The organism is Streptomyces anatolicus (genome assembly GCF_019400875.1).
GTDB classification, from domain to species: domain Bacteria; phylum Actinomycetota; class Actinomycetes; order Streptomycetales; family Streptomycetaceae; genus Streptomyces; species Streptomyces anatolicus.
This window is the reverse complement of the sequence record NZ_WMBF01000120.1, coordinates 1-15,951: the sequence shown is the minus strand read 5'-3', so window position 1 is coordinate 15,951 and position 15,951 is coordinate 1. Positions and strand designations below refer to the sequence as shown.

The following is a 15,951-nucleotide window of genomic DNA, read 5'->3' as shown; positions in this document are numbered from 1 at the left end:
CGGGGGTGCTAGAGGCGGGGGTGCTGGTTTCGTCGGGCATCGGGCCATCATGCCGAGCCCGGCGCGGCCGAGCGCGTACCGCCCCGTGCTGTCACCGCGGGCTGCCCAGATCTACCAGCAACGGGCGCACCACCAAGCCGTCAGCCTGGGGTGGGAGGGCTCCAAGCCACCTGTTTCACCGCTGCGAAGGGCACAGTAAAGTGCCGCGGACGCACGCACCACACCGTCCAGGAACCACTCCTGCTGTCCCCGGACTTGAGCCGGGACAGGCAGGGCCCATAGACAGGAGCCCTCGTGAAGCGGACCCGCACTGCCCTGGCCGTGCCCGTTCTCACCCTCGTTTCCGCGCTGGCCCTGGGCGCCTGTGGAGGCTCTGGGTCCGACTCGGACTCGGGTTCCTCCGGCGACTCGAAGGGCAAGCCCGACGCCTCCGCCGCACCGGAGAAGACTTCGGACCCGGCCGCCGAGCTGAAGAGCGCCGTTCTCTCCAAGAGCGAGGTCAAAGGGTTCACGGTCAGGGAACCTCAAGAGAAGTACGTGTTCGCCACGTCCCAGGACAACGTCAAGCTCGACAAGGCCGTCTGCGCCCCCATCGCGTACGCGACGAACCAGCTCCCGCTCGGCTCCCCGAAGGCCGACCTGACCCGCGTCGCCGCAGGGGCGAAAGGCCCCGGCGTATTCACGTACGTGACGCTCTCCGCGTACGAGCGCGGGGAGGCGAAGGCCACGCTGGCCGAGCTCTCCAAGGCGATCGGCTCCTGCGGTAACGGCTTCACGGCCAAGGCGGGCCGCACCACCTCCCCGTACTCCTCCGTCACCGCGGAGACGGCCCCCACGCCGAAGGGCGCGGACGAGTCCGTCGCCTTCAACGTGACGACGAAGTTCGAGAACGTCACGCACACCTTGCGCGCCCGGACGGTCCGCTACGGCGACACACTCGCGCTCTACTACGCGGTGGACGCCATGGCCTTCACCCAGGCCAGGCCCGGTAACCCGGAGATCGCGACGGCCGTGATGGACGCACAGAACGCGAAGCTGGTGTAGGGACATGTCCAAGTCAGACCTGATCGTCGACTTTCAGTTGCTCAACAAGTCGGCAAGCCAACTCAGCGCTATCGAGACCGAATTCAAGAATCTCGATGAATGGAAAGACGACGTCAAGTCGGCGGTCGGCGCCTCCGATATCAAGGATGCCATGGGCGACTTCGTCGACAACTGGGACAAGAACCGTAAGCGTCTGGTCGAGTCTCTCGGTGAGATCGGAAAGATGGTGGAGGGCACGCGGGACGCCTTCAAGAAGCTTGACGATCAACTGGCGAAGCCTGGCAAGAAGAAGTAAGCGAAGCACGATTCTCATCGGGGGATATGGAAATGGCGCGCCCCAAGGACTGGCAACCTCTGCGTGAAAGCGACCCCGTACCGGGTGACCCGGAGGGAGTCCGCGGCCAGGTCAAGCACATGAAGAAGATCGCCGAGTACCTGCGCACCCAGGCCGCGGCGCTCAACGCGATGGCCGATGCCGACAATCTCAAGGGCCAGTACGCCGACAAGCTCGCCGAGGATGCCCGGGGTCTCGGCCGCAAGCTCGACGAGGCGGAGGACCGCTACCGCGAGGTCAAGGGCCACCTCTCCGGTTGGGCCGACGACCTCGAGGGCTTCCAGAAGCGCGCGGACAAGGCCCTCGACGACGCCAAGGAAGCCCAGCGCGTCATCGACGCCCACGGGAACAAGTCGGACACCGCGAAGAAGGACGAGGGGGGTGACAAGGAAAAGAAGGGCGACAAGGACTCCGACGCCGAGGATCCCGCACTCAAGAAGGCCAAGGAGGACCTGGAGGATGCTCGAGGCCGGCTCAACTCCGCGGTTGGGGATTACAAGGAGCGGGCGGGCCACTATGCCGGCAAGATCCGAAAGTCCATCGACGACGACATGAAGGACAGTTGGTGGAATGACTTCAAGGCATGGGTCGGAGACGCGGATTGGCTCGGCACCCTCGCCGATGCCATGAGTTGGGCTGCCACAGCGGTGGGCGTGGCGGCCATGTTCTTCCCCGCTCTCGGCGTCCTCGCTCTCGCCCTGACCATCGGCGTCGCCGCCATTCATCTGGTACAAGCAGCGACAGGGAACGGCTCTTGGTTCGACGTCCTCATGGACGTCGGCGCGCTGAAGATGGCGCGCAATGGCGTCAAGGCGGCCAAGGCGATCAAAGCTCTACAGAATAGCTCCCGCAAGACGGCTTCCAATGTGGCCGGCACGGCCAGGCGAGCCGAGAGCGCATCGAAGACCGCGGGTTCCAGAGCAAGCTCGGTGGCGAAATCCAAGAAGGGTGGCGGCAGGTCTGGGAACGCGCGGAAGAAGGCCAATGCCCGCAATCTGAACCAGCTTGCCAGGAGCCGGGCGCAGGGTAAGAAGGCGGCAAACGAGGTACGTGATGCCGAGTTGCCGCAAATCACCACGCGGGAGAAGACGGACGCTCTGGGGGATGCACAGCTCGGCCGCCAGATGAAGGACATCAAGAAGTGGCGCGACCAGTACCCGGACAACACCGAACTCGCGGACAACGCCCGCGAGGCCGAGCGTCAAAAGAACGCCCTTCGTGGGTCGTGGATGGTAGGTACCACGCTGGATGTCGGCGACAAGTCCGGTGACGGAATCTCAGGCGGCGAGTACAGCCGCATGAAGGACCGTATGACCACACCCGTGGGATCACGATGGTGAGAGGACGACCCTGATGACGGAAAGCTCCGAAACGCAGTTCCATCCCCGGCGGTGGCGTGCGAACCCGTACAGGCTGCTCTTCCTGATGAAGATCGTCCTGGTACTGGCCCTCCTGCGGTGCTTCGCCGGCCCGGCGACCAAGGACTTTCTGGGGGAAGCAGTCCTGCCGATGCCCACGTGGGAGTGGACACTGTGTGCCACATCCCCGGTGATTTTGATCTGCCTGGCCCGGCACCCCGACGACTGGGCCGAGTTGTCGGGCGAACGGGTCATGATCACGGGGACGCTCGGCATCTACGCCTTCTACGCCGTACTCGGAGCCATCGGTCTCGGTTCCTGGCTCCTGTGGACTGCGGTAGGCATCTGCCTGGCCGGCTTCGCCGCGATGTGGCATCTCAACCGCAAGGAACGACTTCGTGCTGCCTGAACAGACCAATCCGACGGGTGGGGCAGTAGACGCCCCCACCTCCGACGCCGCACACCCGCCGGTGACCGGCTACCGCATCCTCCTCCCCTCCGAATGGGCTCAGGTCCCCCTCCGCCACGGCACGGAGGAGGCGGTCCGCAGCATCCTGGCCGACGCGTATGCCCGGATCCCCTCCGATGCCCCGACGGATAAGGTCAACCCGTACAAGCGCGAGCTGGAACGTCGCTTCCGCGCATCCATCGCCCACGCCCAGAAGACCAAAGCCCTGGACCTCTACCTGCCGGTGAAGCCCATGGGCGGAGACTTCAATCTCGGCGCGTCGATCCTCGTGTCCGAGTCCCTCGTGCCCAGACCGTCCGGTCGCCCGCAGGGCGCATCAGAACCCGCCGAAGTAGCGGTTCAGTTGCTCGCCAGAGACGGCGTGGAGGACGCCGACCTGAGTTCCGGCGAGATCGACGACGCACTGGCCGTACGCCGGGAGCACGTGTCGAAGGCTGCTGCGAAGAACGGCGCCGACCTCCCGTCCAGGCGCGTCGAGTACATCGTGTCCGTTCCTGACGACCCTGACCGTTGGTTCGTCGCCGCCTTCTCGACCGTCGGCGGCGGGGACCCCCGGGATGAATTGGCCGACGCCCTCGTCGAATGGTTCGACGCCGTGATGGCCAACTTTCGCTGGATCCGAGGGTGACCGCTGTGACAAAGAGCTACTTCTGGAGCCTCATCGACATCGGGGACATCGATCCCGACCCGTGGATCATCGTCCCGCCTCGCTCCGGCCTCGCCGCCCCCTTCGCCGAGTGGGACGACATCGCCGCCTGGTCCCGTGAAGTCGCCGAGGACCTGTGGCAGGACAGCGACCTGGACCCCGGCCCCAACGGTGTCGACTTCGTCACCGGCACCCTGGAACGCAGCATCGAGGCCTTCGCCCCGCCCGGCTCCGACCACTGGGTATTCCTCCACGTCGACCACCCCGCCGACATGCCACTCCCCGTCTGCGCAGCGATCGGTCCCGCGTCGGGATCCAGCGAAGAGGCCCTCCGCGAGCTGACCCGGGCGGACGATCCAATGGCCGTAGAGCCTCCCGTCGTGAAGCCCGTCATGTCCGAAAAGCTCGGCAAGGGTATGACCACGTTCCGTTACGTCCCCCAGGAAGGCTCACCGCACTTGCTGGCCTGTGTCCGCTACGCCTGGCGAGTCGAGGAGCACGCGGCGGACGTGGTCGTCTGGACGGCCACGGACGACATCGCACATCTGATGAGGGCCGCCGACGCCCTTGAGGAACTCGCCCGGTCTCTGAGCGTGTGGGCCCCTTCCTAGATCGCCCGGGCAGGCCCGTACCGTTCGCGTCACGACACGATGACAGTCCGCCGGGATGGCACACCTTGCCCCACTATCGACCCTGGCGGAACCACCAACCCCATAGATAACGTCGGCCCGTTGGAGACATCCTCGCCCCACCGGGAGCCGACCGTGAACCGCCGCACCCTGCCCGTCACCGCCGCGCTCGCCGCGACCGCAGCCCTGCTCCTGACGGGCTGCGGCAGCGGGGACGACGACACATCCAAGGACAACGACAAGATCGCCGGTGCCGACCAGGACCCGGCGAAGCCGAAGAAGTCGACGTCGCCGTCGGCCGCGCCCGCGGAGGACAAGCCGGACGGTGTGGACGTCTCCCTGCCCAAGGACATGAACCTGGTCTTCGACTGGAACAAGCCGAAGGACAAGGACGAGGCGGCCGCGATGAGCGACGCGGCGAATTTCATGCGGGCGATCTATCGGGGCGTCGACAAGCGCACGTCGAAGGAGGCAGCGGTGAGCGCCTACTCCACCGGCGACGGCCTGCACTACGCGAAGGTGCAGATCAATGAGTGGATCAAGGGCGGGTGGACGGCAACCGGCACGTTGCGTCACTACCAGGCCACCACTCGGTCCGCTCCCAACGGCGGTTCGGTAGAGGTCGCCTTCTGTGCTGACTCGGGCAAGTTCTACGGCAGGGAGATCAAGTCCGGGAAGCTCCTGAAGACCGAGAAGAGCATCAAGGACTTCGACCATTTCAAGCTCATCATGGTCAAGTTCCCGACGGGCAACGGCTTGTGGCAGGCATCAAAGGTGTTCGTCGAGACAGAGGCGGAGAAGTGCCAGTGAACAGAACCCGGCGTACTGTCCTCAGCACCACGGCTCTGACGCTCGCACTGAGCGCCCTCGTCCTCACGGAATCCGCCTACGCGGCGAAGCCGGTCGGCTCCGGCAAGGGCGCCACTGCCGAGGAGAAGGGCGGCACCGACGGAACCAGCATCTACGCCGCCGCACGGATCAAATACACCGGCGCCGTCACCGACAACGGCAGCCCCGGAAACGTCGCCTCCTCCGACGTCACCTGGAATCCCCCGCCCTGCTGGTACGCGCCCTACCTCGGTGCCAAGGACTTCAAGAAGAAGATGTCCAAGGAGCTGAAGGACTCCATGAGCGCGCCGGGCATGGCCGGTCACGCGGGCGCGGCGCTCGACCAAATGCGGCGGCACTACGAGGACGACTACGGCTGGACCGACACCCCCGGCTACAAGGACTACAACGTCGACAAGGACGGCAAGGGGATGTTCTGGGCCGCCGTCGAGAACCCCAACGAGCCGGACATCCTCAAGCGCAGCTCGTGCAACGACATCCCCTTCTGGGTCGACGAGGGCGAGGCCCCGCCGCCGCAGTACGAGGAGGCCATCAAGCCGGAGATGCTCGCCGATCTGGCCTACCAGCGCATGCGGCTGCCCAAGACGAAGGTCTCCCTCGCGCCGGAGAACACCACGAAGGTGAACCTGCCCACCTGGGCCTGGCTCGACAAGGCGGCCTTCGACGAGGTGCGGGCCACCGCGGCGATCGACGTCCCCGGCTTCAGCATCAGCGCGACGACCACCGCCAAGCCCAAGTCCCTCACCCTGAACCCGGGCACCGAGGACGCCACCATGCTCCCGGCCGGCGGTGAATGCCCCATAGTCGACGGCAAGATCGGCGAGCCGTACGCAAAGGGCAAGTCCAAGGAGACCCCGCCCTGCGGCATCATCTACAACCGCTCCTCGAACGGCGGCACCTTCCCCTTGAAGGCGGCCCTCACCTGGGAGATCAGCTGGACCGGCACGGGCCAGACCGGCCCGGTCGACATGCCTGACGGCACGATCGAGGTCGTGCAGGAGATCACGGTCGAGGAAGTGCAGTCCATCAACCGTTGATCCCGCGCCCTCCCTCTTCGCGTCACAACACGATGACAGTCCTCCGGAATGCAACAACTTGCCCTGATATCAGCGCTGGAGACCTCCTGGTCCGGCTGGATAACGTCGGCCCACTGGACAGATAAGACGCGAGGAGACTCCCGTGACCGACCTCGGGGTGGACTACGAGTACCTCTACACGATCAAGAAGGACCTCGGGACGGTCCGCAAAGAGTTCAAGGGGTGCTCTGGGCACCAGGAGGACATGCGGGACGAGTATGGATCTCCGTACGTCGCCGGCGCCATGGACGAGTTCACCACGAACTGGGACGACCACCGAAAAGAGCTGCTCGGAAACATCGAGAAGGTCGGGAAACTGGTCGAGCAGTCGATCGAGAACTTCGAGAAGCTCGACAAAGAACTGGCTGAAGCAAACAAGCGTAAGAAGAAGTAATAAGGGTGCAGCGATGAGGCTGCGCACGCAAGAGAAGCATGAGGCAAGGGAGAACTCGCGTGGCTGGCCGTCCGGTCGACTGGTCCCCCATCGCTGAATCCGACCCGACCCCCGGCGACCCGGTCGCGATCCGTGCGGAGGCGAAGCGGCTCTCGGACATCGCGGAAACCCTGTCGCGCCAGGTCAAGAAGCTTCGCCAGCTCGGCGACGACGACAACATCAAGGGCAAGTACGCGAAGAGCTTGAAGGAGGAGTCCGAAGAACTCGCCGGACGCTTCGACAAGACAAAGGGCCGGTACGAGAAGGTATCGGGTCACCTGAAAACCTGGGCCAAGGAATTGGAACACGCCCAGAACCTTGCCAAGAAGGCGCGGGACAAGGCGCAAGCCGACGAGAAGGACGAGGACGCGGTCAAGGAGGCGAAGAAGCAGCTCTTCAAAGCCACCTCGCATTTCCACAGTCACGCGCTGACGGTTCGCAGGAATATTCTTGAGGCGATCGACGACGCGGTGGAGGACAGCACCTGGGACGACCTGGTCGGCTGGGCCAAGGAACACGCGGACGGTTTCAAGCTCTTTCTCGACGTCCTCAGTTGGGTGGGCACAGCGCTGGCCATCGCCGCGATCTTCGTACCAGGTCTCAATCTCCTCGTCATCGGCCTGGGCGTGGCGGTCGTACTCGGCCGCATGCTGCTCGTGGCGGCCGGCAAGGCCACATGGATGGATGTCGCGTTCGACGCCTTCGGGTTGCTCACCATGGGACTCGGCCGTGGTGCCATGATCGGGCTCAAAGCCGCGAGCAAGTCGACGCGTGCGGCATCCACCGTGCAGCGGGTGACCAAGCTCAAGCAAGGGCTCGCGGAGACCAAGTCCCTGCGCAACCAGTTGGCCAATCGGCTGGCGAATGCGACCGACGACACCGCGAAGGCGGCCATCCGGCAGGAGATGACCGCTCTGCGCAAGGGACTCGCTGGACGCGCGGGAAAGGTCGCCGACGAAATGCCACCACCCAGCAAGTGGTCTCAGGCAGCCCACCTCGGAGACGGCGATCTCGCCGCCCTGCGCAAGGGGATCAGCACGAACAGGCGGCTCTTCGGCGAAGGAATCTCCCCCGGAGCCAAGGTGGGCGGAACCCTCGCCTACGGCACCGCCGTGGGCTCGACCTATGCCGGTACGGCCGTCGACTGGGGCGACAAGCTGCTGGGCGACAATGATTCACTGAACGCCGTGAGTGACGGGCTCGGCGTTCCGCACAAGCCCAGTTGGGACGCCTACAACGACTTCAAGGGGAACAACGGCGTGACGCAGGCCCAGTCCGCCTGGTGAGACGACCGTCCCCGCGGGACACGACGTACAGACGCAGGAGCCACGTACATGGTGCACAACGGAGCAGCCGGCGCGGCAGGCGATCTCTCCGCCGAGGATCGGAAGGTGATTCAGAACGCGCGGATCGCCATCGTGACTCCGCTCGCCGTTCTTGTCGTCGCCATCATCGGTGGAGCGCTTATCAACTCCGGCGCCCTGCCGAAATCGATCAGGGCCGCATTCCGCCTCCCGGGCCAGACGCTGCCATTGCTGGCGGTCGTCGCACTGTCCGTTGGTGTCGTCGTGCTGCACAACCGAGGCCGATGGCGACGTGAGTTCGTCCTCTACTTCGTCGGTGGCGGTCTCGCCCAGTTCGCTCCTCTGTTCCTGCTGATGCATCACCACCCCGCGGTCCTCATCAGCCCTCTTCTGCCCGGTGCCACCACGTTCGTGTGCAGGGCGCTCGACCGAAGGAGCCGCCACGATGGCGCCGGCTGACACCAAGAACGCGTTCGGCTACACCCTTGTCATTCCGCCAGGGTGGACGCGGGTGCCCCTGCGAGAGGGGACCCAGGACGCGATCAAGAAGATCGTCGACGAGGCCGCCGAGCGAGTCGCCCGAGAGCTGCCCAAGGATCAGGTGGCCGAAGCGCGGATGGAGCTGTACCGGCGGCTGAACTCCTCGGTGAAGGAGGCGCGGCAACGCGACGGCGTGGATCTGTACCTGCCGACGGAACCCATGCACGGGTATCTCGTGGCCGCCTCCATCATCGTGGCCAAGGTCGACACCGCGCTGCGTGACGGGGTCGCCCGACAGGACGTAATGATCCAGCTGATCACTGAGTCCGATGACGCCGAGCCGACGGAGGTGGACGGAGCGCCGGGGATGCGCAAGGAGCGCACGATGCCCGCCGCCCCGGAGAAGGGCGCCGAGGCGCCGTCCAAGCACGTCGACTACGTCGTGCAGGTACCGTCGTCCGATGGGGACGCCGGATGGGTCGTCGTCAGCTTCAGCACAGTCGGGGACGGAGACCCCGAAAGCGATTTCACCGAGATCCTCGTCGAGCTCTTCGATGCCGTCATGACCACGTTCCGCTGGAGGACCGAGTGACCGTCATCTTTTCCCTCGACACGGACAGCGACGCCACCGTCTGGCCCGCCATGCCCGTCCTCGGCAACGGATGGGGCGCCGCGCGGCGGCGCAAGAAGTGGGCGCGGCGGACCTCGGAGCTGCTCTGGGCGCTCGTCGACGACGAGCCGGACGACAAGGAGAAGGAGGTCAAGATGTTGGCCTTCGAACTCGACTCGGTGGCCGAACTCCTTCCCCAGACGGTGTCTGTGCACCAGGTCTTCCTCTACGTCCCCGACCCGCGACGCGAGTTCCTGACCTTCCTCGTGCACGCGGGCCCGAGTGAGGGCGACGTCGAGGAGACCTTGGACGAACTCGTCCAGAAGGACGAGCCGGGCGCCATGCGGGAGCCCGAGGTCATCGACTTCGACACGGAACGCCTGGGCCGAGGCAAGCGGTCGATCCGCTACTTCGTCGCCGCCAAGGCCGAAGCGATGTGCGTATCGGTGAACTACGCCTGGCGCCTCGAGTCCCTGGGCATCGACGTGATCGTACGGACTCTCGGCGAGGACATCGGCTGGATCACCTCGAACATCGACGAGTTCGACGACTTCGCGCGGAGCCTCTTCATCAACCTCGACGAGTAGTGCCCGGAAGCGGTGGGCCCCGCGCCCGTCCGTGCGACGGGGGTGGCGCGACAGCGAGCGCTGATCGCCCGCACCCCCTGGCACACGGCGCGGGTGTTACTTCTTCGCCGCCCGCCCCAGCTCATCATCGATCTGCTCGTACTTGTCCGCCGCGTTGGTCAGGTAGTCGCCCATGCCGTCAAGGCCCTCGAGGGTCTTCTTCGCGCCCTCGACGAACTCGTCGAAATTCTCGTCGAACGCCTTCGAGGCGCTCTTGGTGACGAAGCCCGTCTCGACGAGGTTCTTGATGTACTTCTTCAGGCCGTCCAGCTTCTCGTTGAGCTTGTCCTTCTCCTTGACCACGTGCTTGGCCGCGTCGCGCATGTCCTGATATGTGACATCAAGGTCCTTGGCCATGTGGCTCTCTCCTCATCAACTGGCCGCAGGGCCAACCCCCGTGGCTCCCGTTGAGCGGATGGTGTGATCGTCCGCTCTTGCGCCAGCAGCTTACGGGTGGGGCGGATGGGATCCCAGTCCGGTCGAGTCACAGGTCTGCTATGAGAGCACCCGCGGCCGCGCGGTGAGAGCACCCGCGGCCGCGCGGTGAGACTGTGCACAGGGCGTTGCCTGTGGGAAGGGTGGAGCGGATATCGTCAGGCCCATTGTCCAGCTCCGGGGAGGACCGTCGTGCGCCTGACTCTGACCGTCGTCGATCCGTTCGGCGGGGGCTCCGCCGACGTGGTCCTCGATGCCGATCCCGAGTCCACCGTGCGGGACATCGCGGTGGAACTGGCCCGGCAGGTCGGCCACAGCGGTGCGCAGATCATTCCGATCGGGCAGGGTCCGCACTCCGGCGCCGGCGGCGGCCCGACGATCTACGTGGACGGGTACGCCGTCGATCCCACCGCCACCGTCGTCACCTCGCCGCTGCGCGAAGGCGCCGTCGTCAGCCTCGACGACCCCGCCGGCTGCCTGCCCGGCGAACCCTCCGGCCTCGTCGAGCTGCGCGTCGCCGGCGGGCCGACCGCCGGCGCCGTGCACCGGCTCGGCATCGGGCGGTACGACATCGGCAGCGGAGCCGCCTCGTACATCCGGATCGATGATCCCGAGATGGCATCCCGCGCCCTCACGTTGTCAGTTGCAACCGATGGCACCTGCCAAGTCACCCTCCACGGGGAGGAGAAGGACAAGGAAGGCGTCACCCTCGACGGCACCCCCTTCGGCGAGGAGCCCGAGGAGCCCGAGGAGATAGAGGGGATAGAAGGGACGGGGGGTGCAGGGAGGGCAGGTGGTGGGATCGGGCGGGCCTCCGGCAGCCCCCGCGACGCCGAGAAGCTCGCCAAGGAGCGGGAGAAGGCCCGGAAGAAGCGGGAGAAGGCGCGCAAGAAGCGGGCCAAGGCCCGTGCCAAGCGCGAGAAGCAGCAGCGGCGGGCCGGCGGCCACGCCCGCGGACCCCGGCGCGACACCGTCCAGTGGCCCCTCGGCGCCCAGCTCGCCCTCGGCAACACCCTCCTCGAACTCGCCCGCTACACACCCCCGAACGCCGCCCTCAAGTGGTCCGAGGACGGCGCCGGCCTCGACTACAACCGGCCCCCTCGGCTCCGGCCGCCCGAGCGGCAGACCACCTTCCGGCTGCCGTCCCCGCCCCGCGAGTTCGAGGCGCGGCCGCTGCCCTGGCTGATGGCGCTCTTCCCGCTCGTCGGTGCCGTCGTCGCCGCGATGATCTTCAATCGCTGGTACTACCTGATCATGGCGGGGCTCAGCCCCATCATGCTCTTCGGCAACTACTTCATGGACAAGAAGCACGGGCGCAAGTCCCATGCGAAGCAGGTCAGGGAGTACGAGGAGACCAAGGCGCGGATCGAGAAGGACGCCCAGGACGCCCTGGTCGCCGAGCGGATGGACCGGCGCCACGCCATCCCCGACCCCGCGACCGTCCTCGCGCTCGGCACCGGGCCCCGCACCCGCCTGTGGGAGCGGCGCCGGACCGACGCCGACCACCTGCTGATCCGAGTCGGTACCGGACGGCTGCCCTCCGAGGTCGTCCTCGACGACCCGGAGAAGGACGACCACCGGCGGCAGGTGACCTGGCACATAGAGGACGCGCCCGTCGCGCTGCCCCTGAAGGGCCTCGGCGTCATCGGTATCGCGGGTCCGGACGACTCCGCGACCGCGCTCGGCCGCTGGGCGGTGGCGCAGGCCGCGACGCTGCACAGCCCGATGGACGTACAGTTCTACGTCCTCACCGAGAACACCGCGAAGGAGACCTGGGACTGGGTGCGCTGGCTGCCGCACGCCAGGCCGTCGGGCGGCCAGGACATCAACGTACTCATCGGCACGGACGCCGAGACCGTCGGTGCCCGCATCGGTGAGCTGACCCAGATCCTCGACGCGCGCGTGAAGGCGATGGAGGAGAACAAGGGCCAGGGCGCCGCCTTCTCCGACCCCGACATCGTCGTGGTGTGGGACGGGTCCCGGCGGCTGCGGTCCCTTCCCGGTGTCGTACGGCTGCTGCGCGAGGGGCCCGCCGTGCGGATGTTCGCGCTCTGCCTCGACACCGAGGAACGGTTTCTGCCCGGCGAGTGCCAGGCCTTCGTCGTCGCCGAGCCGAAGCCCCGGGAGCTGGACGGCAGGGCGGGCCACGCACCCCAGCCGCAAGCGCAGCCGCAGGCGCAGTACGGCGTGCCGCAGCCGCCCCCCGGCGGCGGCTTCCCGTCCTTCCAGGCCTGGCACCGGACCGCCTCCGACCCCGCCCAGGAGAACGCCCCGCGTGAGCTGCGGCTGCGCGTGGAGATGACGGGCGCCGAGCGTCTGACGGACGTACGCCCCGACTTCGTCTCCCCCTCCTGGTGCCTGCGCCTGGCCCGTGCCGTCTCGCCGCTGCGTGACATCAGCGGGGAGACCGAGGACTCCGCGCTGCCCGCGTCGAGCCGGCTCCTCGACGTGCTGGAGCTGGAGCCGCCGACGCCCGGCGCGATCGCGGCCCGCTGGCAGGCGGGCGGGCAGTCGACGATGGCGGTCATCGGTGAGTCGTACGACGGTCCGTTCGGCATCGACATGCGCAAGGACGGCCCGCACGGTCTGATCGCCGGTACCACCGGTTCCGGTAAGTCGGAGCTGCTGCAGACGATCGTGGCCGCCCTCGCCGTGGCCAATACGCCCGAGAACATGACCTTCGTCCTCGTGGACTACAAGGGCGGTTCCGCGTTCAAGGACTGTGTGAAGCTGCCGCACACGGTCGGCATGGTCACCGACCTCGACGCGCACCTCGTGGAGCGCGCCCTGGAGTCGCTGGGCGCCGAGCTGAAGCGGCGCGAGCACATCCTCGCCGACGCCGACGCCAAGGACATCGAGGACTACCAGGACCTCGTCCGGCGCGATCCGTCGCACCCGCCCGTGCCCCGGCTCCTCATCGTCATCGACGAGTTCGCCTCGATGGTGCGCGACCTGCCCGACTTCGTGACGGGCCTCGTCAACATCGCCCAGCGAGGCCGTTCGCTCGGCATCCACCTGCTGCTCGCCACCCAGCGGCCCTCCGGTGTGGTCTCCCCCGAGATCCGCGCCAACACCAACCTCCGCATCGCGCTGCGCGTGACCGACGGCGGCGAGTCCAGCGACGTCATCGACTCGCCCGAGGCCGGGCACATCTCCAAGAACACCCCGGGTCGTGCGTACGTACGTCTGGGCCACGCCTCCCTGGTGCCCTTCCAGTCGGGACGCGTCGGTGGCCGCCGCCCCGGCGCCGCCGACCCGAGGGCCCTCGCGCCCTGGGTCGACGCCCTGGACTGGGCCGCGCTGGGCCGCGCCTCGCTGGTGAAGCCGAAGGCCGAGGCCCGCGAGGAGGAGGAGATCACCGACCTGAAGGTCCTGGTCGACACGGTCATCGAGGCCAACCACGCCCTTGGCATCCCCGCCCAGCACAGCCCGTGGCTGCCCGCCCTCGGCGAGACGCTGCTGCTCGACGAGATCCCGGCCCCCGCGCCCCGCACGGCACCCGGCTCGCTCACGCCCGCCGCGTACGGCATCGAGGACCTGCCCGCCGACCAGGCGCGCCGCCCGGTCGTCGTCGACTTCGCGACCTTCGGCCACCTGATGATCGGCGGCGCCCCGCGCTCCGGCCGCTCGCAGGTGCTCCGCACGATCGCGGGCTCGCTTGCGCGTACGCACTCCTCCGCCGACGTCCATCTGTACGGCATCGACTGCGGCAACGGCGCGCTCAACGCCCTGACCCGGCTGCCGCACTGCGGTGCGGTCGTCGGCCGCAACCAGACCGAGCGCGTCGTGCGCCTCATCAACCGGCTCAAGGGTGAACTCACGCGGCGCCAGGACCTGTTGGCCGACAAGGGATACGCGGACATCGGCGAGCAGCGGGCCGACGCCGCCGAGGACGAGCGCCTGCCGCACCTCGTCGTCCTGCTCGACCGCTGGGAGGGCTGGCTGCCCACGCTCGGCGAGATCGACCACGGTTCGCTCACCGACGAGATCACCACGATCATGCGCGAGGGCGCGAGCGTCGGCATCCACATGGTGATGACCGGTGACCGGCAGATCCTGGTGGGCCGGATCTCCTCGCTCACCGAGGACAAGTACGGTCTGCGCCTCGCGGACCGCTCCGACTTCTCGATGCTCGGCATTCCCGCGCGCAAGGTCCCCGAGGAGATCGCGCCGGGGCGCGCCTTCAAGAACGAGTCGGGTACGGAGACGCAGTTCGCGCTGCTCTCCGAGGACTCCACGGGTCAGGGGCAGGCCGCGGCGATCGCCGCGATCGGTGAGCGGGCCGCGGCTCGCGACGCAAATGTGCCGCGCCACCGCAGGCCGTTCCGGGTCGATACGCTGCCGAGCCGTATCTCCTTCGAGGAGGCGTGGGAGCTGCGCGACCCGGAGGCCTCGCGTTCCAAGCTGTGGGCGCTGGTGGGCATCGGCGGCGACGAGGTCATGGGCCACGGCCCCGACCTCGCGCAGGGCGTGCCCGCGTTCGTCATCGCGGGCCCCGCGAAGTCGGGCCGCTCCACGGTGCTGCTGAACATGGCGCGCTCGTTCCGCGCCCAGGGCGTACGTCTCGTCGTCGCGGCCCCGCGCCAGTCGCCCCTCCGCGAACTGGAGGGCCAGGAGGGCGTGTTGAAGGTCTTCACCGGTGACGACATCGACGAGGACGAGTTCGAGGAGCTGATCGACGAGGCGGACGCGTCGCCGGACGACCCGGTCGTCGTACTGATCGACGACGCCGAGATCCTGGAGGACGCGGATGCCGCGAGCCACTTCAAGCGGATCATCCAGCGCGGCGCGGACCTCGGCCTCGCGATGGTGCTCGCCGGCGACGAGGAGGACGTGTGCAGCGGCTTCTCGGGCTGGCAGGTCGACGCGAAGAAGGGCCGCCGGGGCATCCTGCTCTCCCCCCAGGACAGCTCCAGCGGCGACCTGATCGGCCTACGGATCTCGCGCAGCGTGGTCGGCGGGCCGGTGACGCCGGGCAAGGGGATGCTGCATCTGGGCAACGGGGAACTGGCCACGCTGACGACTCCGTTGTAGGGGGGCGGTTCCGAGGGGGTTGCCGGGGCGAGATCGCCCCGGCGCGTCCCGGCGCGGCGTGGCAGGGGCGTTGCTCAGTCGATTCGGGAGAGCCGTGCCTTCGGGTCCCCCGCGTCCGGGTCGTCCGAGGTGTACTTGAGGGCCTTGCCGTCGAGGCGCAGGGTGACCGTGTGGGGCGTCTGCGCGCACTGGGCGCCGTTGCTCTTGGCGCCCTTGCCGGTCGCGACCAGCTCCTTGGCCGAGGCCGACTTGAGGGTGAGTACGTCCGTGCAGGTGTTGCCGATCAGATCGTGCTGGACGACCGTGCCGACCCGGTCCCCCGGCTCCGCCTGGCGCAGGGTGACCTCGAACGTGCCGAGGGGGATCGTGCCGCCGCTCGCGTCGGCCTTGCCGCGCCACTTGCCGAGGTAGGCACCGGGGACCCGTCCCGCGCCGTCGTCCTGGGAGGGGTCGGCCGGGGCGGTCGCCGCCGGGGGTTCCTGTCCGCCGCCCGAGTCCTTCGACGCGTCGTCCTTCGGCAGCAGCCCGAAGACGAAGACCGAGCCCACCGTGACGGCGGCCATCGCCCCGGCGACGGCGAGGGCGACGGTGCAACTCACCCGGCGGCCGCGCCCGTTCGCCCCC

The 15,951-nt window shown here is 67.7% G+C and carries 15 protein-coding genes and 1 pseudogene; 14 read left to right on the top strand and 2 right to left on the bottom strand.

All coding sequences use genetic code 11. From position 1 onward, the window contains the following. The first annotated feature begins 294 nt into the window (after positions 1 to 294). From GKQ77_RS13855 to GKQ77_RS13795, 13 genes are all read left to right on the top strand, one after another. Positions 295 to 1,044, top strand: coding sequence for a hypothetical protein (locus GKQ77_RS13855; RefSeq protein WP_308117659.1), 750 nt, complete (start codon positions 295 to 297; stop codon positions 1,042 to 1,044). A 4-nt stretch (positions 1,045 to 1,048) separates the two neighbouring features. Further along, positions 1,049 to 1,339 (top strand): hypothetical protein, encoded by a 291-nt coding sequence (locus GKQ77_RS13850; RefSeq protein WP_219689024.1) that lies wholly within the window; start codon positions 1,049 to 1,051, stop codon positions 1,337 to 1,339. 119 nt (positions 1,340 to 1,458) lie between these two features. Beyond that, a complete protein-coding gene (locus tag GKQ77_RS13845) occupies positions 1,459 to 2,718 on the top strand; it encodes a DUF308 domain-containing protein (RefSeq protein ID WP_258021290.1) in 1,260 nt (419 codons plus the stop codon). Between the two features lie 13 nt (positions 2,719 to 2,731). Then, on the top strand, positions 2,732 to 3,145 hold the full coding sequence (locus GKQ77_RS13840) for a hypothetical protein (protein WP_219689022.1): 414 nt from the start codon (positions 2,732 to 2,734) through the stop codon (positions 3,143 to 3,145). Then, positions 3,135 to 3,833: a hypothetical protein gene (locus GKQ77_RS13835; RefSeq protein ID WP_308117658.1), complete on the top strand. Its 699-nt coding sequence runs from the start codon at positions 3,135 to 3,137 to the stop codon at positions 3,831 to 3,833. Before GKQ77_RS13840 ends, GKQ77_RS13835 begins: the two co-directional genes overlap by 11 nt. Continuing rightward, positions 3,830 to 4,462, top strand: coding sequence for a hypothetical protein (locus GKQ77_RS13830; protein WP_258021289.1), 633 nt, complete (start codon positions 3,830 to 3,832; stop codon positions 4,460 to 4,462). The genes GKQ77_RS13835 and GKQ77_RS13830 overlap by 4 nt, the downstream gene beginning before the upstream one ends. Positions 4,463 to 4,615: 153 nt before the next feature. After that, positions 4,616 to 5,290, top strand: a complete 675-nt coding sequence (locus tag GKQ77_RS13825; RefSeq protein WP_219689020.1) for a hypothetical protein — start codon at positions 4,616 to 4,618, stop codon at positions 5,288 to 5,290. Next, the gene (locus tag GKQ77_RS13820; RefSeq protein ID WP_372459874.1) at positions 5,287 to 6,366 is read left to right on the top strand and encodes a hypothetical protein; all 1,080 of its coding nucleotides are present in this window, start codon (positions 5,287 to 5,289) and stop codon (positions 6,364 to 6,366) included. The genes GKQ77_RS13825 and GKQ77_RS13820 overlap by 4 nt, the downstream gene beginning before the upstream one ends. A gap of 142 nt (positions 6,367 to 6,508) precedes the next feature. Further along, positions 6,509 to 6,799 carry a hypothetical protein gene (locus GKQ77_RS13815; protein ID WP_219689018.1) on the top strand — a complete coding sequence of 97 codons (291 nt, stop codon included), beginning with the start codon at positions 6,509 to 6,511 and terminating at the stop codon, positions 6,797 to 6,799. A gap of 59 nt (positions 6,800 to 6,858) precedes the next feature. Further along, positions 6,859 to 8,124, top strand: coding sequence for a putative T7SS-secreted protein (locus GKQ77_RS13810; RefSeq protein WP_219689017.1), 1,266 nt, complete (start codon positions 6,859 to 6,861; stop codon positions 8,122 to 8,124). Positions 8,125 to 8,172: 48 nt separating this feature from the next. Further along, on the top strand, positions 8,173 to 8,601 hold the full coding sequence (locus GKQ77_RS13805) for a hypothetical protein (protein ID WP_219689016.1): 429 nt from the start codon (positions 8,173 to 8,175) through the stop codon (positions 8,599 to 8,601). Next, positions 8,588 to 9,214, top strand: coding sequence for a hypothetical protein (locus GKQ77_RS13800; protein ID WP_219689015.1), 627 nt, complete (start codon positions 8,588 to 8,590; stop codon positions 9,212 to 9,214). Before GKQ77_RS13805 ends, GKQ77_RS13800 begins: the two co-directional genes overlap by 14 nt. After that, positions 9,211 to 9,819 (top strand): hypothetical protein, encoded by a 609-nt coding sequence (locus GKQ77_RS13795; RefSeq protein ID WP_219689014.1) that lies wholly within the window; start codon positions 9,211 to 9,213, stop codon positions 9,817 to 9,819. Before GKQ77_RS13800 ends, GKQ77_RS13795 begins: the two co-directional genes overlap by 4 nt. Positions 9,820 to 9,915: 96 nt before the next feature. Here GKQ77_RS13795 and GKQ77_RS13790 read toward each other — a convergent pair whose 3' ends face one another. After that, on the bottom strand, positions 9,916 to 10,215 hold the full coding sequence (locus tag GKQ77_RS13790; protein WP_125514376.1) for a WXG100 family type VII secretion target: 300 nt from the start codon (positions 10,213 to 10,215) through the stop codon (positions 9,916 to 9,918). 270 nt (positions 10,216 to 10,485) lie between these two features. Between GKQ77_RS13790 and GKQ77_RS13785 the strand changes: the two genes are divergently transcribed. Further along, positions 10,486 to 15,327: an FtsK/SpoIIIE domain-containing protein gene (locus GKQ77_RS13785; RefSeq protein WP_219689013.1), complete on the top strand. Its 4,842-nt coding sequence runs from the start codon at positions 10,486 to 10,488 to the stop codon at positions 15,325 to 15,327. 74 nt (positions 15,328 to 15,401) lie between these two features. Here the strand turns inward: GKQ77_RS13785 and GKQ77_RS13780 are convergent. Further along, positions 15,402 to 15,951 (bottom strand): annotated as a pseudogene (locus GKQ77_RS13780) (serine/threonine protein kinase); the annotation flags it as partial.

Coding starts and splice junctions, on each gene's coding strand:
- GKQ77_RS13790 (WP_125514376.1), bottom strand. CDS start 10,215: ATGGCCAAGGACCTTGATGTCACATATCAGGACATGCGCGACGCGGCC.
- GKQ77_RS13845 (WP_258021290.1), top strand. CDS start 1,459: ATGAAGAAGATCGCCGAGTACCTGCGCACCCAGGCCGCGGCGCTCAAC.
- GKQ77_RS13840 (WP_219689022.1), top strand. CDS start 2,732: ATGACGGAAAGCTCCGAAACGCAGTTCCATCCCCGGCGGTGGCGTGCG.
- GKQ77_RS13805 (WP_219689016.1), top strand. CDS start 8,173: ATGGTGCACAACGGAGCAGCCGGCGCGGCAGGCGATCTCTCCGCCGAG.
- GKQ77_RS13800 (WP_219689015.1), top strand. CDS start 8,588: ATGGCGCCGGCTGACACCAAGAACGCGTTCGGCTACACCCTTGTCATT.
- GKQ77_RS13850 (WP_219689024.1), top strand. CDS start 1,049: ATGTCCAAGTCAGACCTGATCGTCGACTTTCAGTTGCTCAACAAGTCG.